The 16630-nt window shown below is 70.9% G+C and carries 12 protein-coding genes, 1 tRNA gene and 2 CRISPR repeat arrays; of the genes, 6 read left to right on the top strand and 7 right to left on the bottom strand.

The window, feature by feature from the left end; genetic code table 11:
• Position 1: 1 nt before the first annotated feature.
• The 3 genes from cas6e to cas2e are packed head-to-tail and all read left to right on the top strand — an operon-like array spanning position 2 to position 2040.
• Positions 2–706: a type I-E CRISPR-associated protein Cas6/Cse3/CasE gene (gene cas6e, locus IH54_RS0129970; protein ID WP_031522818.1), complete on the top strand. Its 705-nt coding sequence runs from the start codon at positions 2–4 to the stop codon at positions 704–706.
• A gap of 3 nt (positions 707–709) precedes the next feature.
• Positions 710–1687, top strand: coding sequence for a type I-E CRISPR-associated endonuclease Cas1e (gene cas1e, locus IH54_RS0129965; RefSeq protein ID WP_031522817.1), 978 nt, complete (start codon positions 710–712; stop codon positions 1685–1687).
• Entirely contained in the window at positions 1684–2040 is a 357-nt protein-coding gene (gene cas2e, locus IH54_RS0129960; RefSeq protein ID WP_031522816.1) for a type I-E CRISPR-associated endoribonuclease Cas2e, read from the top strand. The genes cas1e and cas2e overlap by 4 nt, the downstream gene beginning before the upstream one ends.
• Before the next feature lie 432 nt (positions 2041–2472).
• Positions 2473–5001: direct repeats of the CRISPR family, unit length 29 nt; unit sequence CCGCTCCCCGCGCCCGCGGGGATGGACCC.
• Positions 5002–5687: 686 nt separating this feature from the next.
• Here the strand turns inward: cas2e and IH54_RS0129955 are convergent.
• From IH54_RS0129955 to IH54_RS0129930, 6 genes are all read right to left on the bottom strand, one after another.
• On the bottom strand, positions 5688–6722 hold the full coding sequence (locus tag IH54_RS0129955; RefSeq protein ID WP_031522814.1) for a serine hydrolase domain-containing protein: 1035 nt from the start codon (positions 6720–6722) through the stop codon (positions 5688–5690).
• Positions 6723–6805: 83 nt separating this feature from the next.
• Positions 6806–7900, bottom strand: coding sequence for a glycosyltransferase family 4 protein (locus IH54_RS0129950; RefSeq protein WP_031522812.1), 1095 nt, complete (start codon positions 7898–7900; stop codon positions 6806–6808).
• On the bottom strand, positions 7897–8433 hold the full coding sequence (locus tag IH54_RS0129945) for a dCTP deaminase (protein WP_031522810.1): 537 nt from the start codon (positions 8431–8433) through the stop codon (positions 7897–7899). The genes IH54_RS0129950 and IH54_RS0129945 overlap by 4 nt, the downstream gene beginning before the upstream one ends.
• Positions 8430–8969, bottom strand: coding sequence for a dCTP deaminase (gene dcd / locus IH54_RS0129940; RefSeq protein WP_031522809.1), 540 nt, complete (start codon positions 8967–8969; stop codon positions 8430–8432). The genes IH54_RS0129945 and dcd overlap by 4 nt, the downstream gene beginning before the upstream one ends.
• Complete coding sequence (locus IH54_RS0129935; protein ID WP_031522808.1) at positions 8950–10167, bottom strand: metallophosphoesterase; 1218 nt, start codon at positions 10165–10167, stop codon at positions 8950–8952. The genes dcd and IH54_RS0129935 overlap by 20 nt, the downstream gene beginning before the upstream one ends.
• Positions 10164–11504 carry a UDP-N-acetylglucosamine 1-carboxyvinyltransferase gene (locus tag IH54_RS0129930; protein WP_052398030.1) on the bottom strand — a complete coding sequence of 447 codons (1341 nt, stop codon included), beginning with the start codon at positions 11502–11504 and terminating at the stop codon, positions 10164–10166. Before IH54_RS0129930 ends, IH54_RS0129935 begins: the two co-directional genes overlap by 4 nt.
• A gap of 171 nt (positions 11505–11675) precedes the next feature.
• Between IH54_RS0129930 and IH54_RS0129925 the strand changes: the two genes are divergently transcribed.
• From IH54_RS0129925 to IH54_RS0129915, 3 genes are all read left to right on the top strand, one after another.
• Complete coding sequence (locus IH54_RS0129925; protein ID WP_031522806.1) at positions 11676–12941, top strand: helix-turn-helix domain-containing protein; 1266 nt, start codon at positions 11676–11678, stop codon at positions 12939–12941.
• Positions 12938–13471, top strand: coding sequence for a flavoprotein (locus tag IH54_RS0129920; RefSeq protein WP_031522805.1), 534 nt, complete (start codon positions 12938–12940; stop codon positions 13469–13471). Before IH54_RS0129925 ends, IH54_RS0129920 begins: the two co-directional genes overlap by 4 nt.
• 140 nt (positions 13472–13611) lie before the next feature.
• Positions 13612–14085 carry an ATP-binding protein gene (locus IH54_RS0129915; RefSeq protein ID WP_043182685.1) on the top strand — a complete coding sequence of 158 codons (474 nt, stop codon included), beginning with the start codon at positions 13612–13614 and terminating at the stop codon, positions 14083–14085.
• Positions 14086–14462: 377 nt separating this feature from the next.
• Positions 14463–15581: direct repeats of the CRISPR family, unit length 29 nt; unit sequence CTGCTCCCCGCGCCCGCGGGGATGGACCC.
• An 891-nt stretch (positions 15582–16472) separates the two neighbouring features.
• On the opposite strand, the gene IH54_RS0129910 is transcribed toward IH54_RS0129915, so the two are convergent.
• Positions 16473–16546, bottom strand: a tRNA-Gly gene (locus tag IH54_RS0129910).
• Between the last annotated feature and the right edge of the window lie 84 nt (positions 16547–16630).

Below are 16630 nucleotides of genomic sequence, written 5' to 3'. Positions count from 1 at the left end.
GATGTTCCTGACCCGATTCCGCATCAACACCGCCCGCATGGGCGCCCGTCGTCTGCTCACCTCGCCCCAGAGCCTGCACGCCGCGGTGATGGCGTCCTTCGCCGAGCCTCCGGACCATCACAACGGCGGCCCACGCGTCCTGTGGCGTCTGGACCAGCAGTCCCGCAGCGAGGTGCTTCTCTACATCGTCAGCCCCGACCGGCCCGACCTCACCCACCTCGTGGAGCAGGCCGGGTGGCCGACGACCGGCGGCTGGCAGACGAAGCCGTACGCTCCCTTCCTCAGCCGCCTCGCGGTCGACGGCACCTGGAACTTCCGGCTCACCGCCAACCCCGTGCACAGCATCAGACGGCATCCGGCCGAGCCGACCAAGCGCACCGCGCACGTCACCCCGCGGCATCAGCTGGACTGGCTGCTCAAGCGGCAGACCGACGCAGGCTTCGCCGTCGTGGCCCATCCTGAGCCCCGGCCGGACGGACTCGACGAGCCCTGGCACGAGATCGTCGTCCACAACCGCGGCGACCTCGCCTTCGGCAAGAAGAGCGAGTCCGACGACCGAGTCCACAAGGTGAAGCTGACGCGGGTCACCTATGACGGTCGCCTGCGCGTGCTGGACCCCGACGCGCTGCGGCGCACTCTCACCTGTGGTCTCGGCAAGGCCAAGGCGTACGGCTGCGGGCTCATGACCCTGGCCCCGGCGGAGTGACCGATGACCACAGTCAGCAAACGCCCGGCGACCAGTCCTCGCCAGCTCACCCGGGTCGGTGACCGGCTGTCCTTCGTCTACCTCGAACGCTGCCACGTGCATCGTGACGCCAACGCCATCACCGCCGAGGACGCGGACGGGATCCGCCACATCCCCTCGGCGACGATCGGCGCCCTGCTCCTGGGCCCCGGCACCCGGGTCACCCACCAGGCCATGGCCGTTCTCGGCGAGAGCGGCGCCGTCGTGGTGTGGGTCGGCGAGCAGGGCGTACGTTTCTACGCCGGTGGGCGGGCGCTGAGCCGGTCCTCCGCCCTCGTCGAGGCCCAAGCCGTGGCCTGGGCGAACCAGCGCACCCGGCTGGACGTCGCCAGGGCCATGTACCGGCTGCGCTTCCCGGACGAGGATCCCGCCGGTTGCACGCGGCGCCAACTGCTCGGCCGGGAAGGCGATCGGGTCAAGCGGTGCTACGCGCAGGAGTCGGCCCGCACCGGTGTTCCGTGGCGCGGGCGGCGCTTCACCCCCGGTGACTTCAGCAGCGGCGACGCCCCCAACCAGGCCGTCACCGCCGCCGCCCAGTGCATGTACGGCATCGCCCAGACCGTGGTGGCCGCGCTGGGGTGCAGTCCCGGGCTCGGCTTCGTGCACTCGGGCCACGAACTGTCCTTCGTGCTCGACGTCGCCGACTTCTACAAGACGGACATCGGTATCCCTGTCGCCTTCGAGGTCGCCGCAGAAGGCCCCGAGGACATCGGCTCCCGTACCCGGAGGGCGTTGCGCGACCGCATCAACGACATCAACCTGCTCGGTCGTTGCGTCCGCGACATCCAAGCCCTCTTCGCGCCGTACGGCCCCGCACTGCCGGACACCGAAGACCGGGTGTCGCTGCTGTCCGACCGGGGTTCCGAACTGGCCGCCGGCCGCAATTACGGTGACGACGCGACCAGCCAGGACGCCCTTGTGCGCGAGGGCGTCATCTGGTGACGGTCGTCGTCCTCACCCACTGCCCCGTCGGGCTCCGCGGATTCCTCACCCGCTGGCTCCTGGAGATCTCGCCCGGCGTCTTCCTCGGCAATCCCTCCGCCCGCATCCGGGACGCCCTGTGGGACGAAGTCCGCCAGTACGCGGGCAACGGCCGCGCTCTCCTCGCCTACTCCACGGACACCGAACAGGGCTACACCTTCCGCACCCACGACCACAAATGGCACCCTGTCGACCACGAGGGCCTCACCCTCATCCTCCGCCCGATGGACCGGCCGACCCCACAATCCCAGCCCCCCTCCACAGGCTGGAGCAAGGCGTCCAAGCGCCGCCGTTTCGGCAACCGGGCACCATAGCTTCCTCGGTGAGGTCGGCTGGTAAGGGGTCTGGGCCAGTGCTTCCGCTGCATGGAGGACTTGCGCCGGCACGGCCCGAAGCCGCGCAGCTGCCTCAGGGGCGTTGTACTTCGACGGCTCACCCGCCCAGGTGCCCCCGATCGCGGATGTCGCGAAGGGGGACATGCGCTGACCACCTTCGGAACGCCACAATCCTTGCCGCGCACGTAGGGCTTCTCGTCGTGCCCTCAATGCGGAACAGGCGAGCCGCGCGGGCGCTGAAGATCGGCCTGAGCGAAAGCCTCTGACGCTCTCTGAGGAATCTTGACGCTTCCACGTAAGCTTTTTGCTGGGCGATTGGACTCGCCGGTGGGTCTTTTGTCGTGTATGTACTTTTCTCGAATCCTTGCTGAAACAAGCGCCGCCCCTTGATAAAACAGCAGCTCACGAAGACCGCTCCCCGCGCCCGCGGGGATGGACCCGCACCCGCGCCCGCGCCTACATCATCGGCTACCCGCTCCCCGCGCCCGCGGGGATGGACCCCCGCTGCCGGCGCTGCCGAGGTCGATGCCGATCCGCTCCCCGCGCCCGCGGGGATGGACCCGGCCGGCAGGCACCCGAAGGCCACAGCACTGACCGCTCCCCGCGCCCGCGGGGATGGACCCATCGAGCCCGCGGTACCGCCAACCGCGCCCAGCCGCTCCCCGCGCCCGCGGGGATGGACCCTGTGGATCTACCGGCCAGCGCGGGCATCGCCGCCGCTCCCCGCGCCCGCGGGGATGGACCCGGTGATTTCGTCGCGTACGCGAAGCTGGGGGTCCGCTCCCCGCGCCCGCGGGGATGGACCCTCCTACAGAAGGTGGGGACGTTCCTCGGGGTGCCGCTCCCCGCGCCCGCGGGGATGGACCCGGCTGCATCGTCCCTGGTCACAGGGTTGCAGGCCGCTCCCCGCGCCCGCGGGGATGGACCCGCCTCGGCCTCGCGTTTCGTCGGGAAGTTGCGCCGCTCCCCGCGCCCGCGGGGATGGACCCTCCCGCCCGGGGACTGGACGATCCGGCGCGCCCCGCTCCCCGCGCCCGCGGGGATGGACCCTACATCGCCGCCGTCAAGGGCGACGCTGACCGCCGCTCCCCGCGCCCGCGGGGATGGACCCAGCCCCAAGGCTCGGTTCCTTATTGCAGTTGCCCGCTCCCCGCGCCCGCGGGGATGGACCCATCAGCTCGCGGATGAGCGAACCCATGCGCGGCCGCTCCCCGCGCCCGCGGGGATGGACCCGGGCTGAGACCTGCGCCGCTGCGATGGAAGAACCGCTCCCCGCGCCCGCGGGGATGGACCTGCGGCCGCCGGTGTGCCGACCGCGGACGACTTCCGCTCCCCGCGCCCGCGGGGATGGACCCCGCGGTCCCTAGACTGCGGGACCCCGAAGAATCCGCTCCCCGCGCCCGCGGGGATGGACCCCGCGGGTTGTTGCTGTAAATCTCTTCGGTGAGCCGCTCCCCGCGCCCGCGGGGATGGACCCATGACCACCTGGCTGAACTTGCCGTTGAGGAACCGCTCCCCGCGCCCGCGGGGATGGACCCGGCAGGGGACGCCGAACCTGTCAAGGCGCCAGCCGCTCCCCGCGCCCGCGGGGATGGACCCGACGACCGGCTCATCAAGCGGTTCGGTCGGCTCCGCTCCCCGCGCCCGCGGGGATGGACCCGGTTGGGCGCTTGTCGGCGCCAATGTGGGCCGCCGCTCCCCGCGCCCGCGGGGATGGACCCACGGCGATCGCCCTCACGGCCAACTCTGCAAACCGCTCCCCGCGCCCGCGGGGATGGACCCCACCTCCCGGTGGCCGTACGGCCTCGCGAAGACCGCTCCCCGCGCCCGCGGGGATGGACCCCGGCCTGAGGCGCGCGCCCGCCGGTCCGAAGGCCGCTCCCCGCGCCCGCGGGGATGGACCCACGCGCGGCGAGCTGACGACGATGTTCGGCACCCGCTCCCCGCGCCCGCGGGGATAGACCCGCGCACTTCTACGGCCTGGAGATCAGCAATCTCCGCTCCCCGCGCCCGCGGGGATGGACCATCCTCCGAACCCTGGCGCACCGGTTCAAAAGGCCGCTCCCCGCGCCCGCGGGGATGGACCCGCCTCGGAATCTGAGGTCCGCGAGCTGGACGACCGCTCCCCGCGCCCGCGGGGATGGACCCAGCATTGATCTTCTTCGTCGCGCTGTCGAGGGCCGCTCCCCGCGCCCGCGGGGATGGACCCGGCCGGATCACGCTCGTCAGGTGGGCGGTGTCCCGCTCCCCGCGCCCGCGGGGATGGACCCGTCAAGCAGACGCTCCAGCTCGACGACGGAGACCGCTCCCCGCGCCCGCGGGGATGGACCCGCCGCGCCCGGCGCGCCGTCCCCGGCTGCGCCCCGCTCCCCGCGCCCGCGGGGATGGACCCGACGAGAAGCACGCCCGCGCCGTGACCGTGGCCCGCTCCCCGCGCCCGCGGGGATGGACCCGCACGTGCACATCCGTGACGACGCCGGCACGGCCGCTCCCGGCGCCCGCGGGGATGGACCCGGCGCGAGCGTTTCCGGCGGCGAGCTGCGTAGCCGCTCCCCGCGCCCGCGCGGATGGACCCACACCCCGCACGGGCGGCGTCGTGGCGTTCATCCGCTCCCCGCGCCCGCGGGGATGGATCCAACAGTGGCCGCACCGCCCGCGTGTACGCGAACCGCTCCCCGCGCCCGCGGGGATGGACCCGGTACCGCCCAGCGCCATCAAGATCGCACCCACCGCTCCCCGCGCCCGCGGGATGGACCCCTGGCAGGGCGTACATTTGCACTTCACCGTGACTGCTCCCCGTGCCCGCGGGGATGAGCCCTACTAATGGGCGCTTAGTTCACCCGAGATAGTTCGCTCCCCGCGCTCGCGGGGATGACTCCGCCACCAACTACGGGTAGGTGGGCTGGCGGTAGCGGTCCCCGTGCCCGCGGGGATGTGCCCGAGAAGCGGCGACGGGGCAACAGGGTGGCCCGCCGCTCCCCGCCGCGGCGGGGAGGGCCTCTCGCTCCTGGCGCGTTGCCGCCCTTTCGTCTCTCTGCCGGTGGTGGTCCCCCCGTCTGGTGTCCCCGCGTGCGGTTATCAGCCAACACGCACCACAGACGCGAAGTGGTCAGCCCTTGACTGCGCTCCGTGCCCGCGGGTCTGTACCCACCGGCAGCGCCAGCAGCGCACCCGTGAAAGAGCCCACTAGTAGTTGAGTAACTCCGCAGCCGCCGACGCGTTACCAGTGAGTGCACGCCCGACGTGGGCGTTGGGCGGCCAAGGGAGGCACCTGTGTATGAGGACGATGACGGGCGTGACCCGAGGTGGTGGCGCCAGCCAGCGTGGTGGCAGGTCTGGATTGCGGCGGTGGGCGCCGCGTGCGCTGTCATCAGCGTGAGGCGCTGATGCGGTCACCGGGGCCGCACCTGTAGGCCTTAACCGTGTAGGGCAGGCATGCCGCACTGCCATATACGGGTTGAAGCACCACCGGGGTTCAATGTCTTTGACGACAGCGGCCACAGCTGGGTGCGGACCAACCAGACCAAGGGGCAGGCGGCCGTCGCCAAGTGCGCTAAAGCCTTCGACTAAAAGCGGTCACGTCCTCTTCCTCACGAGAGCTTCGACGTCTGAGCGCACTGTGGTGCCTATACGAAGGCCAGGCCTCGGAACCCGTCGCGGATGTCTGTGAGGGGGGCGCGGTCGCGGGTGTGGAAGAGCTTGTTCGTGAGGAGGACGGCCCACTTCTGGCGGGTGGGGGAGATCCACAGTGCCGTGCCGGTGAAGCCGTAGTGGACCCAGGTGTCGTCGGCCTCGGGGGTGGTGCCGGGGGCCGGGTGCCAGAAGAGGCCGCGGGCGGGGGTCAGGTTGCCGGTGTGGATGCGGAGGGAGTTCGCGATCCACGTGGGGCCGAAGGCGGCCGGGGTGGGGTTGAGCATGTGGCGGGCGAAGGTGGCGAGGTCGGGGGCCGTGGAGAAGACGCCGGCGATGCCGCAGATGCCGCCGAGGAGGCGGGCGGAGAAGTCGTGGGCGGTGCCCTTGAGGTGGCGGCCGGTTTCGTCGTCGAGTTCGGTCGGGGCGCTGCGGGACACCGTCTCGGGGGTGAGGGGGCCGAAGGTGGTTTCCGTCATGCCGAGCGGGCGCCAGATTCGGTCGGTGGCGAGGGCGTCGAGGGGCTGGCCGCTGAGGTGTTCGGCGAGGTAGCCGAGGATGAGGGCGGCGCGGTCGGTGTATTCGACGGCTTCGCCGGGCGGGCGGTGGAGGGCTTCGTGGAGGACACCGTCGCGGATGTCCTGGGGGTCGGTGCCGTAGAGGTTGCGGAGGTTGGCGCGCAGGGGGAGGCCAGCGGTGTGGGTCAGCAGGTGGTGGGCCGTGACCGCGGCGAGCGGGTGGCCTTTGACCTCGGGCCAGAAGGTGCCGAGCGGGGTGTCGAGTTGCAGTTTGCCCGCTTCGACCAGGGTGCCGATGGTGGACCACACGGCGAGGATCTTGGTCAGGCTGGCGATATCGAAGACCGTGTCCAGCTGCATCGGCTCGTCCGGCTCGCCGGGATCGAGGAGGCCGACCGCTGCGCTGGCCGTCGTGCCGTCCGCGTCGCCGACCGCCCAGACGGCTCCGGGGTAGACCTTGTCGCGTACGCCGTCGTCCAGGAGCTGGTGGATGCGGTCGGTGTCGAGCGTCATGGTCTCCCCGTCGGAGTGCTGGAGGTTGCGCTCCGGCCAGCGTAGTGAGGTCGCGGAGGGGGAGTCGGGTGCCACGGCGGTGGTCAGCCGAGCTGCTCGCCGAGCTTTGTCAGAGCGGCGGCCGTGGCGCTGAGCGGGTAACGGGCGGCGTTCGCGCGGCCCGCCGTACGGAGGGCGTCGAGAAGGCCGGGCGTCGAACGGAGTCGGGTGAGGTCCCGTACGAGAGCTGATGGACTGGTGAAGTCGGTCGCCATGCCGCTGGAGGCCAGGGTTTCGCTGAGGCCGGGAACGGGCTGGTAGAGGACGGGCAGCCCGCAGGCCTGGGCTTCGAGGGCGACCAGACCCATGGCCTCGAACGTCGTCGACGGCATGACGAGCACGTCGTGGTCGGCGAAGGCTTTCCACAGCTGTGGACGGCGGAGCCACCCGAGGTAACGGACGTGCACGCCCAGGCGGTGCAGCAGCGGAGCCAGGGCGTGGAACTGCGAAGGCGGTGCCGCGACGCTCAGCTCCACCGCTGGCACGGAGGCGAGGGAGTGGACAAGCGTCTCGACGCCCTTCTCCGAGGTGAGGCGGCCGGCGTAGAGCAGCCGCAGGTGGCTCGAACGGCGCGGGCGGGAGCCGACTGCCGCGGACAGGAGGTGGTCCGGTATGCCCCAGGGGATGAGTTCGATCTTTCGGCGGGCGGTTCCCGGGGCGAGTGCGAGCAGCCGATCGGCCATCGCCTTCGTGGGGACCACGATCGCGTCCGATGCTGCGGCGCAGTGCTGGAGGACGATGTGCTGCTCCGGGTACTTCGCGGCGAAGAGAAGATCCGTGCCGTGGACCAGGGCGATCCGGCGGGCTCCGGGCACCGCCCGGAGAAGCGCGGGGGAGCCGCCGAAAGCCAGATGGTGGAGGTGGAGCGTGTGCACGTCCGTCTGCCGGACGGCGCTCGCGACGGCCGACCGCAGCCTCTCGACGTACGCGCCGAACGCCCTGCCTTCCAGGCACTTGCCGGGGACGTCCAGGAGGGTCAACCCCGGCGGTGGTGAGGACCGCTGTCCGCCGGATGCCAGCATGAAGGCGGCGGCGGGGATGAGGGGGCTGTCTCCCGTGTAGAGGTCGAGGAACAGCTCGACGCTCCCCCCGGGACTGGGGAAGGGCAGGTCGAGGGCAGTGGCCACGGAAGGAATCACGGCTGGCCTCCTGCGAGTTCCTCGTACAAGCGAGAGGGTTCGGCACCCTTGCTGGCCGCGTACTTTCGCCCGTGCTCCTGGTAGCTCGCCGCAGCACCGAGGGTGTGGAGGAAGGCGAGCTTGCCGAAGGTCATGCCGGGATAGACGCGGACCGGCCTGGCAGCGCGGATCTCCAACGTCCACCGGATCGCGTGGCCCTGGTGCCCGAGGGGCGCCGAGACGTGGACCCAGATACCGAGGGAGCCGATGGTGCGGTTGCCGTTGAGCAGTTGTGCGTACCGCTCCGAGCGGCTCCTCTCGTACGTCTCGCCCAGGTAGAGGACCTGCGGCTCAAGGACGACCCCAGCCGCCCCCAGGGCGATTTCGGTCGTGTCCGTCGGCCGTGCGGCGTCGAGGGAGCCGTCGCAGACGTGCAGGGTCTCGCCGAGCCGCCAGTCGTAGGCGTTCGGGGACAGGCGCGTCGGCTCGAAGGGCTCGATGGTGATCTCGCCTGCTGCGTGTGCTGCCGCGATGGCGGCTCCGGTGAGGATCACGACGCGGTCCTTGGGGCCGGAATGACGTCGCGCCAGTAAGCGGACGGCTTCGGGCCCTCGGCCGACTGGTACTTGCCGACGTACGGAGTGATGGGGCCGACGGCGACGACGAACATGACCTGCCCGATCTCCATGCCGGGGTATACCCGTAGCGGCCGGACCGGGGAGAGCATCAGCGTCCACTGGCCGTGGAAGCCGATGTCACCGATCGGGGCGGTGATCTCCACGAACAGGCCGAGTCGGCCGACCGAGGAGCGGCCGAAGAGCAGCGGGACGAAGGTGTCCGAGCCCACGCGCTCCACGGTGTGGCCGAGGTAGAGCTGGCCAGGCTCCAGCACGTGTCCCTCCGTGCCGATCTCGATGCGGCGGGTGTGGTTGGGGCGGTGAGCGTCGAGGACGTCGTCGGCGTAGACCAGCAGGGTCGATCCGAGCCGGACGTTGTAGCTGTTCGGGTTGACCTGGTCCAGGTCGAACGGCGTGATGCGTAAGCGTCCGTCGCCGGCCGCGACGGCGATCTCAGGGCCGGTGAGGATCACCGTCGATCCCTTCGGTGAGGGCGTGCCGGACGGCCTGAGCCAGGGGGAGACCGGTCGCCTCCGCGGGAGTGGCAAGGACGTCGGCGAGGTAGCCGGTGGTCAGGACGGTCCGGACGCGTCGCGGGAACGGAAGCGGGGCTGCCACGATCGGGCCCGCGTACGCCGTGAGGTGGGCGACAAGAGCGTCGGGGCTGTGCTGGAAGTCCGGAGGGACAACCGTGCGCACGAGCTGGTTGCCGAACGGCTCGACGGTGAGGAGGCTGGCGCGCGTGAGGACGTCGCCGAGCTGGGTGGTCCGCAGGGCGGTTTCGTTGAGCAGCACGGCGTCCGCGGTGGCGTCCGCACTGAGACGGTCGATGATGTCGGTCAGCAGCACCCGGCGGTCCAGAGCGGTGTGCCGGTACGGGGGTCTCACCGCGCCCAGCGTTACGGCGAGCTGCCGCGCGGCAGCGACGATCTGCGTGTGCAGCGCGCCTAGTTCCGCCGGGAAGGGTGATCCGGCCTCCGGGAAACGGGAGACCTGCGCTCTCCAGCCGTGTTCCGACGGCTCGGCGGATGCGTACCCGGCGCCGAGTTCGTAGCCCTTGAGAACGGACGTGCCGCCGACGCGGACGGGGCCGTACCGGGGTCCGTGGCAGTGACCGGCGAAGATGACGTCGACGAACGGGCAGGCGTCGGCGAGACACAGGTCTTCCTCGAAGCCGGAGTGGCTGAGCACGATCCAGGAGTCCACCTCCCGGTGCGCGAGCCGGAGTCCGTGGAGGGCTCCGGCAGGGTCGGTCACACGCTGGCCGACACGCTGGGCGTACGGGACGGCGTTGAACGCCTGAGGGCCGATGACACCGGTCACCGCCGTCGTGCGGTCCCCGACCCGGCGTACGTCCACCGGGCGGAAGAGCTGGTGGCTGCCCTTGCCGTACGCGTTGGCGCAGACGGTGATGCGGTGCAGGTCGGGCTCGAAGTAGTGCCGCCAGCCGTGGTTGCCCGGGGCGATCACGTCGTACAGCCCGAGGAGGGCGCTGCGTTCGAGGGCGCCGCCGCCGAGGCGGTAGTAGCCGGTGCCCTCGAAGAAGTCGCCGCTGTCCATGACGAGGGTGTCCGGGCGGGCGGTCGACAGATAGGTCAGCAGCGGCCCCGCGTCGTCGAAGGCGGAGTGGAAGTCGGTGGTGGCGAGCACCCGCCGAAGGCGCCGCGTCACGGGGCGACTTCACAGATGTCTGCCCCGAGCGACCGGAGTTTGCCCGGCAGGTCGGCGTGACCGCGGCGGAGCTGTTCGAGTCCGCCGAGAGTGGTGATGCCGTCGGCGGACAGTCCCGCGATGAGAAGGGCGGCTCCGGTGCGGATGTCGGTCGTCTCCACGCCCGCGCCCGTCAGCCGTTGTGGACCGGTGAACCGGCACTGCGTGGGCGAGATCTCCTCGATGTCCGCTCCCATACTGCGCAGTTGGGGGATCAGGTTGGCGTGGCGGCCGGGGTTGATCGTGTCGGCGAAGGCGTGGTGCCCAGGTACGCCGAGTGCCAACGCCAGCAGGGACGGTTCGAAGTCGGCGTCCAGACCGTCCGGGGACAGGGACGCGGAGGCATGCAGAGAGCGGTCGGCGGTGCCGACCTCCCGCGCGTCCACCACGAGCGCGCCCGGCTCTTCGGTGATCACGACACCGGCTCGGCGCAGTTGCGCCACTGCGGGAGCGACGTCACAGCCGCGGATGCCCTTGATGCGGGCAGTACCGCCGGTGGCGGCGACCGCGCAGGCGAGGGTTCCGGCCTCGACCTTGTCGCCCGGCACGGACCAGACGCCGGACGCTTCCGTCGGACGGACCGGGGGAACGAGGACGAGGAGATCTCGGCGGGCGTCGGCAATCCAGCCGATCGTCCTCAACGCGTGGATCACGCCGTGCACTTCGGGAGAGAGGTTCGGCTTGGCGAGCCGCAATTCGCATCCGGAGACGACCGCCCGCAGGATCGCGACGACCGTCGCTCCCCGGGAGCGGAACGGAAGAGCCACGGACACGGTGCGCTTGGTGACGCTCCCCAACTCGACTTCGTAGCCGTGCTGATGGCTCGAACACCGGTCGCCGTACGCCTCGTACACCCGGAAGTGCTGCTCCATGCCCCGGTCGCCGATGCGGCACCCGCCGGGCCAGGGCAGGCGAGCGCGTCCGTAGAGAGCGAGAAGGGCCGGGACCAGGTAGTACGAGGCCCGGATACGCCCCGCAGCGCTGAGGAGTTCGGGATTCGGCCGCCGGGCACTGGCCGGTGCGACGAGCACAGTGTCGTCCTGTCCCGGGAACCCGCCCACGTCGAGGCCGGCCTCGCGGAGGAGCGTGATCATGACGTGTACGTCGCTGCTCGCGGGGAGATTGTTCAGGCGCACCGGCGAGGGGAGGACGGCTGCCGCAGCCAGCAGCGGCAGGGCGGCGTTCTTCGAGCCGTCGACAGTCACCGTGCCGGTGAGAGGCGGGCCAGGGCGGATGGCGATGACCTCGGCGGTCGTGGTCGGTGCGGTGCCTCGGGGATTGAGGTACTGCGATTCCATGCGGGGCCTCCTGGGCGGGTACGGCTCACCACGAAACCGTTGACCGCCCGGGACGCTCCATCCGACCTGCTGGTGCCGCATGGGCTATGCAGATCCCGCATGAAGGGTGGGCGAGGTGTTCTCGCTCGTTGTCCAGGGGGAGGATCTGCAAGGGCGGAGGGAGCCGGGCACATGGCCGCAGAGCAGGACGAGGCGCGGAGAATCGGTGAGCTCCTACGCCATGCGCGCACGCTCGCGAGGCGCTCCCAGAACGACGTTGCGGCAGCGCTGGGATACCACCAGTCCAAGATCAGCCGCCTCGAACAGGGCAGGGGGACGGAGGACTTACGCGTGTTGCGGGCTGTTGCCGCCGAACTCCGCATCCCTGCCGAGATGCTGGGCCTGGCGACAGCTCCCCTCGTCGGGAACGCCGGGCGAGGGAACATGGAAGACATGCACCGTCGCGCCTTCCTCGCCGCGGGCGTCGCCACGCTCGCCGCACCTGCACCGGCTGCGGTTCCGTACGGAGAACTCGTCCAGTCGCTCCTTCCAGGCGTCGCACCGCCGCCGCGCAGCAGAGAGGAGAGCCTCCCCGAGCTGGCGGGCAGGATGACGCGGGTGCGGGCTCTCTTCTCCGCGTGCGACTACGCCCAGCTGGAGCTTCAACTGCCGGGTCTCATCGCCGACCTCCGCAGCGCCGCTGTCCACTCCTCGGAGGCAACCGGCATGCTGGCCGCCGCGTACCAGACCTCGGTGAGCCTTCTCCTCAAGCGCGGCGATCACGGCCACGCCTGGTTGGCCGTGGGACGGGCCATGGCGGAGGCCGAGCGGTCCGGCGACCCGGTCGTACTGGCTTCCAGCGTGCGGTTGCACGCCCACTTGCTCGCGCGCGAGCGCCACACCGCCCAGGCGGTCACCCTGGTCCGGCACACCGTGGACCAGATGGCCAGCTCGTACGACCGGCGGTCTCCACGGCATCTCGCCGTCCTCGGGATGCTCCTCCTGCGGGGAGTGACGGCGGCAGGCCTGGGCGGCGACCGCAGCTCCGTCAAGGACTTTCTGGCCGAGGCCCGGGAGATCGCCGGGCTGATGCGGGGCGGCGAGCCCGACCGATGGTCCAACTTCGGCTCGACCAATGTCGAGTTGCACGCCGTGAACGCGTCCGTCGTCCTCGGCGATGCAGGGCTGGCGCTCCAGGCCGCCCGGCCGCTCATGCGCCGCCACATCCCGGTACCGGAACGCCGGGCGGCCCTCTGGACAGACGCCGCCCGCGCGTACAGCCAGCAGGGCCGCCTTGCCGACGGCTACCAGGCACTGCGGATCGCCGAGAGCTGCGCCGCCCAGGACGTGCGCCGCCCTGCCGTGCTGGAGTTGGTGGCCGACATGGCTGCGCGTGACCGCCGTCGTACGCTGCCGGAACTGCATCACTTCGCCCGTCGGTTGGGAGTGCCCGCGTGAACGCTTCGCCGAAGAGCCCGTTCCTGTACGTCGTCGTGTGCGCGGCGGGCGTGGCCCCGCACGTGGGGACGCTCATCTCGGCGGCTCAGGGCCGGGGTTGGGGTGTGGGTGTGGTGGCCACGCCCCAGGGGCTGGGCTTCGTCGACGAGGCGGCGGTGGAGGAGCAGACGGGGTACCCGGCGCGTTCGGCGTGGCGCCGCCCCGGTGACGTGCGCCCGCTGCCGCCCGCGGACGCGATCGCGGTGGCGCCGGCGACGTTCAACACGATCAACAAGTGGGCGGCGGGGATTTCGGACACGTTGGCGCTGGGCATCCTGTGCGAGGCGTACGGCCTCGGTATCCCGACCGCGGTCCTGCCGTACGTGAACAGCGCGACGGCGGCCCATCCGGCGTACGGCGAGAGCCTGTCGCGCCTGCGGTCGATGGGCGTGCGGATCAGCAGCTACGAGCCGCATCCCCCGAAGTCGGGCGGCGGCGCGGACCGCTTCCGCTGGGAGGAGGCGCTGGAGCTGTTGGCGCCGGGCACCTGAGGCCTGCTCGCGTTCCGCACTGCTTATGCGGAACGTGCATGAGTGGACGCTCTGTGTGCATGACGCATCGCCCGCAGCAGGGTCCGACCGGTTTGGTCTTCCGGAGACACGTCGACGGAAACCAAGTGGGGAGCGGCCTGATGGTGCATGCGGAAAGCGACGACGAAGTCCCGGTCGTGGTGAGGCGGTGGCCCCACAGCGCTCGATGTGTGGGAGTCGCCCGGCGAGAACTGCGCCAGGAGCTGGCGGCCTGGGGACTGAATCGCCTTACGGAAACAGCCGAGCTGGTCCTCTCGGAACTCTTCAACAACGCGGTCCGGCACGCCCGCTCTCCTCGAGGGCGCCAGATCGAGACGCGTTACGAGCGGACTCCCGGTGGCGTGCGCATCGAGGTGCACGACGCCAACGGCAACTGGCCGGAACTCCGGAAGGTGACCGCGGACGAGGAATGCGGACGGGGTCTTCTTCTCGTGGACGCCCTCACCGGCTCGCGGTGGGGTGTGAGCGAGCGCGACGGCGTGGGCAAGCGGGTATGGGCTGTCGTCACCAACGACGTTTCCACCGCCCCGTCGGTGTCCGAGCCGCTCGGCGGTGAGCGTCCTGGTGGGCGCTGAGGATGACGCCCGAGGGCAGTAGGCGCCGAGCTGACTTGCACAATTGATAAGCCCCGGATCACCGATCCGGGGCTTATCAATTGATCAGAGAGTGGGGACCGCGACGCCTGTGCATGGCCGCGGTGGGTTGACCCTCCACCGTTTCCTTGGATGCTACGGAGAAGCGGCGTGAGCCGGCCATAGCGGACTTCGACGCTGCCGGTTGGCTTCGGGCGGTCGACATTCCCGCGCGGGCTGACGTGGCACGCCGTGGGGCGTGGCTACTCTGTTCGTTGGGGAGGCAGCGGGCGGCATGCGATATTTTGCACCTTTGGTCCCAATTTTGGGAGTTGGTTGGAAACGGGTTGCCCAGGTGGAAAACCCGCAGGCCAGTCAGACTGCTCCCCGCGCCCGCGGGGATGGACCCGGCGGCATCCACGTGCGCACGAGCGGCTGGCCCTGCTCCCCGCGCCCGCGGGGATGGACCCACCATGTCGGGTGTCGGTGGGGCCGCGGTGGGCTGCTCCCCGCGCCCGCGGGGATGGACCCCTGTCCCGTCAGGTGGCGCATGTCCTGCTCCCCGCGCCCGCGGGGATGGACCCGAGACCGATCGGATGCGGGACGGCCTGGACGCCTGCTCCCCGCGCCCGCGGGGATGGACCTCACGAGCGCTTCCCCGTTGTCCAGCTCGTCCACTGCTCCCCGCGCCCGCGGGGATGGACCCGCCTCGCTGCCATCGAGGAGAAGCAGGCCGAGCTGCTCCCCGCGCCCGCGGGGATGGACCCCGAGTCCGCCGCCCAACGAGGGAACCCACCCACTGCTCCCCGCGCCCGCGGGGATGGACCCTTCGGGCGCCGGATGTCTGACCATGCGCTGAGCTGCTCCCCGCGCCCGCGGGGATGGACCCACCCAATTCCTTTTCTCGCGCGTTGCGGCGCTCTGCTCCCCGCGCCCGCGGGGATGGACCCGCGCGCGTCGCTGCTACCTATCTGCGGCAGACCTGCTCCCCGCGCCCGCGGGGATGGACCCGCGCGCGTCGCTGCTACCTATCTGCGGCAGACCTGCTCCCCGCGCCCGCGGGGATGGACCCTAGTCGGGCGCGTTTGGGTTCCTTCTACGCCACTGCTCCCCGCGCCCGCGGGGATGGACCCTCCAAGACCTCGCGACGACGGTGTCCCACGTCCTGCTCCCCGCGCCCGCGGGGATGGACCCGGCGTCGGGCAGACCGGCTACGGCTCGGACACCTGCTCCCCGCGCCCGCGGGGATGGACCCAAGGTCATCGCCGCCGCAGGCGGTTCGTCCTCCTGCTCCCCACGCCCGCGGGGATGGACCCGACGTCTTCGCCCGTATCCGCCTCGCGGACGGCTGCTCCCCGCGCCCGCGGGGATGGACCCCGTGTGGGTGGTTGTCGACGACGGCTCGCAGGCTGCTCCCCGCGCCCGCGGGGATGGACCCACCGCGTGCAGCGCCAGGGCCACGGTCGCGGCCTGCTCCCCGCGCCCGCGGGGATGGACCCAACTGCTGGGCTGCTGGCTGGGACTCGGCGGACTGCTCCCCGCGCTCGTGGGGGATGAACCCGGCACTAGGCACGGCAAAAATGCTCGGGGACTGCTCCGGCTGCCGGGTCAGCTACCGCCAACGCACGAGGGACACGAACTTGACTGCTCGCGCGCAGTCAGAGGAGACCGGTGCGGCCTGGTCGGCGATCGTTCGGTCGGGGAAGTCCCGATCGGTGCCGGACGCCTTTGGCGCGCAGACAGGTTCAGCCCGCGGGACAGCCCAACCAGACTGTTCCCGTTGCTTGACCGAGCGGCACCCTCATGGAGCTCTGCCCATGCGGCAGGTGCCGAGCTGCTGTTGTCGTGGGGCGAGGGCGGATTTCAGGTCGTCGCGGTTCATGCGGTCGGGCTTCCGGGCGTGTTCCGTCGCGAAGGGTCGCGGGCGGAATCGACGAAGACGCTGCCTTCGCCCCGTGGGGATCAGCGACTGGTCCATGACCTTCAACGACGGCCGCTTCGTCCCCGTTTTTGCGGGGGACGGCGACAGCGAATCCAACTCCGGGCCAGTAGCGGAGGGGTGACGACATGGTCCGCTATGGCACGGCAGTGGCACGGCCCGTCGACCTGGGGGTCGGTGGGCGGTGCGCCCGCTCTCACCCGGGACTTTGGCATCGCTTCGGGGGGACGTAGAAGGGTGAATGGGGACACTGTTCGCAATTATCTATGACGCACCTCACTTGAAATGCGTCTCGTCATTCGAGAGAGTCTCGGTGTCCGGCGGTCAGTCGCGGTCATCCGGCGCATTCAAGTCCCGCAATTCGCCGCTCAATGGCACGGATATGGCGCGCCAAGCTCGAATTGGTCTAGGCAACAACTAAGCCCCAGGTCGCTGACCTGGGGCTTATCAATGGAGCGGATGACGGGAATCGAACCCGCGCTCTGAGCTTGGGAAGCTCATGTTCTACCATTAAACTACATCCGCTGGAAAGCGACCCCGGAGGGAAGCTCCGCGGATACTCTACCGCATCGGGGTGAGGTGCGGGGGGAGGTGGGGGGAGGGGTAGGT

The organism is Streptomyces sp. NRRL F-5123 (assembly GCF_000721495.1).
GTDB lineage: Bacteria > Actinomycetota > Actinomycetes > Streptomycetales > Streptomycetaceae > Actinacidiphila.
The sequence above is the reverse complement of the archived record's forward strand: the minus strand, read 5'-3'. Positions and strand labels throughout refer to the sequence as shown.

Coding starts and splice junctions, on each gene's coding strand:
- cas6e (WP_031522818.1), top strand. CDS start 2: ATGTTCCTGACCCGATTCCGCATCAACACCGCCCGCATGGGCGCCCGT.
- IH54_RS0129930 (WP_052398030.1), bottom strand. CDS start 11,504: ATGGAATCGCAGTACCTCAATCCCCGAGGCACCGCACCGACCACGACC.
- IH54_RS0129915 (WP_043182685.1), top strand. CDS start 13,612: ATGGTGCATGCGGAAAGCGACGACGAAGTCCCGGTCGTGGTGAGGCGG.
- IH54_RS0129925 (WP_031522806.1), top strand. CDS start 11,676: ATGGCCGCAGAGCAGGACGAGGCGCGGAGAATCGGTGAGCTCCTACGC.
- IH54_RS0129955 (WP_031522814.1), bottom strand. CDS start 6,722: ATGACGCTCGACACCGACCGCATCCACCAGCTCCTGGACGACGGCGTA.
- cas1e (WP_031522817.1), top strand. CDS start 710: ATGACCACAGTCAGCAAACGCCCGGCGACCAGTCCTCGCCAGCTCACC.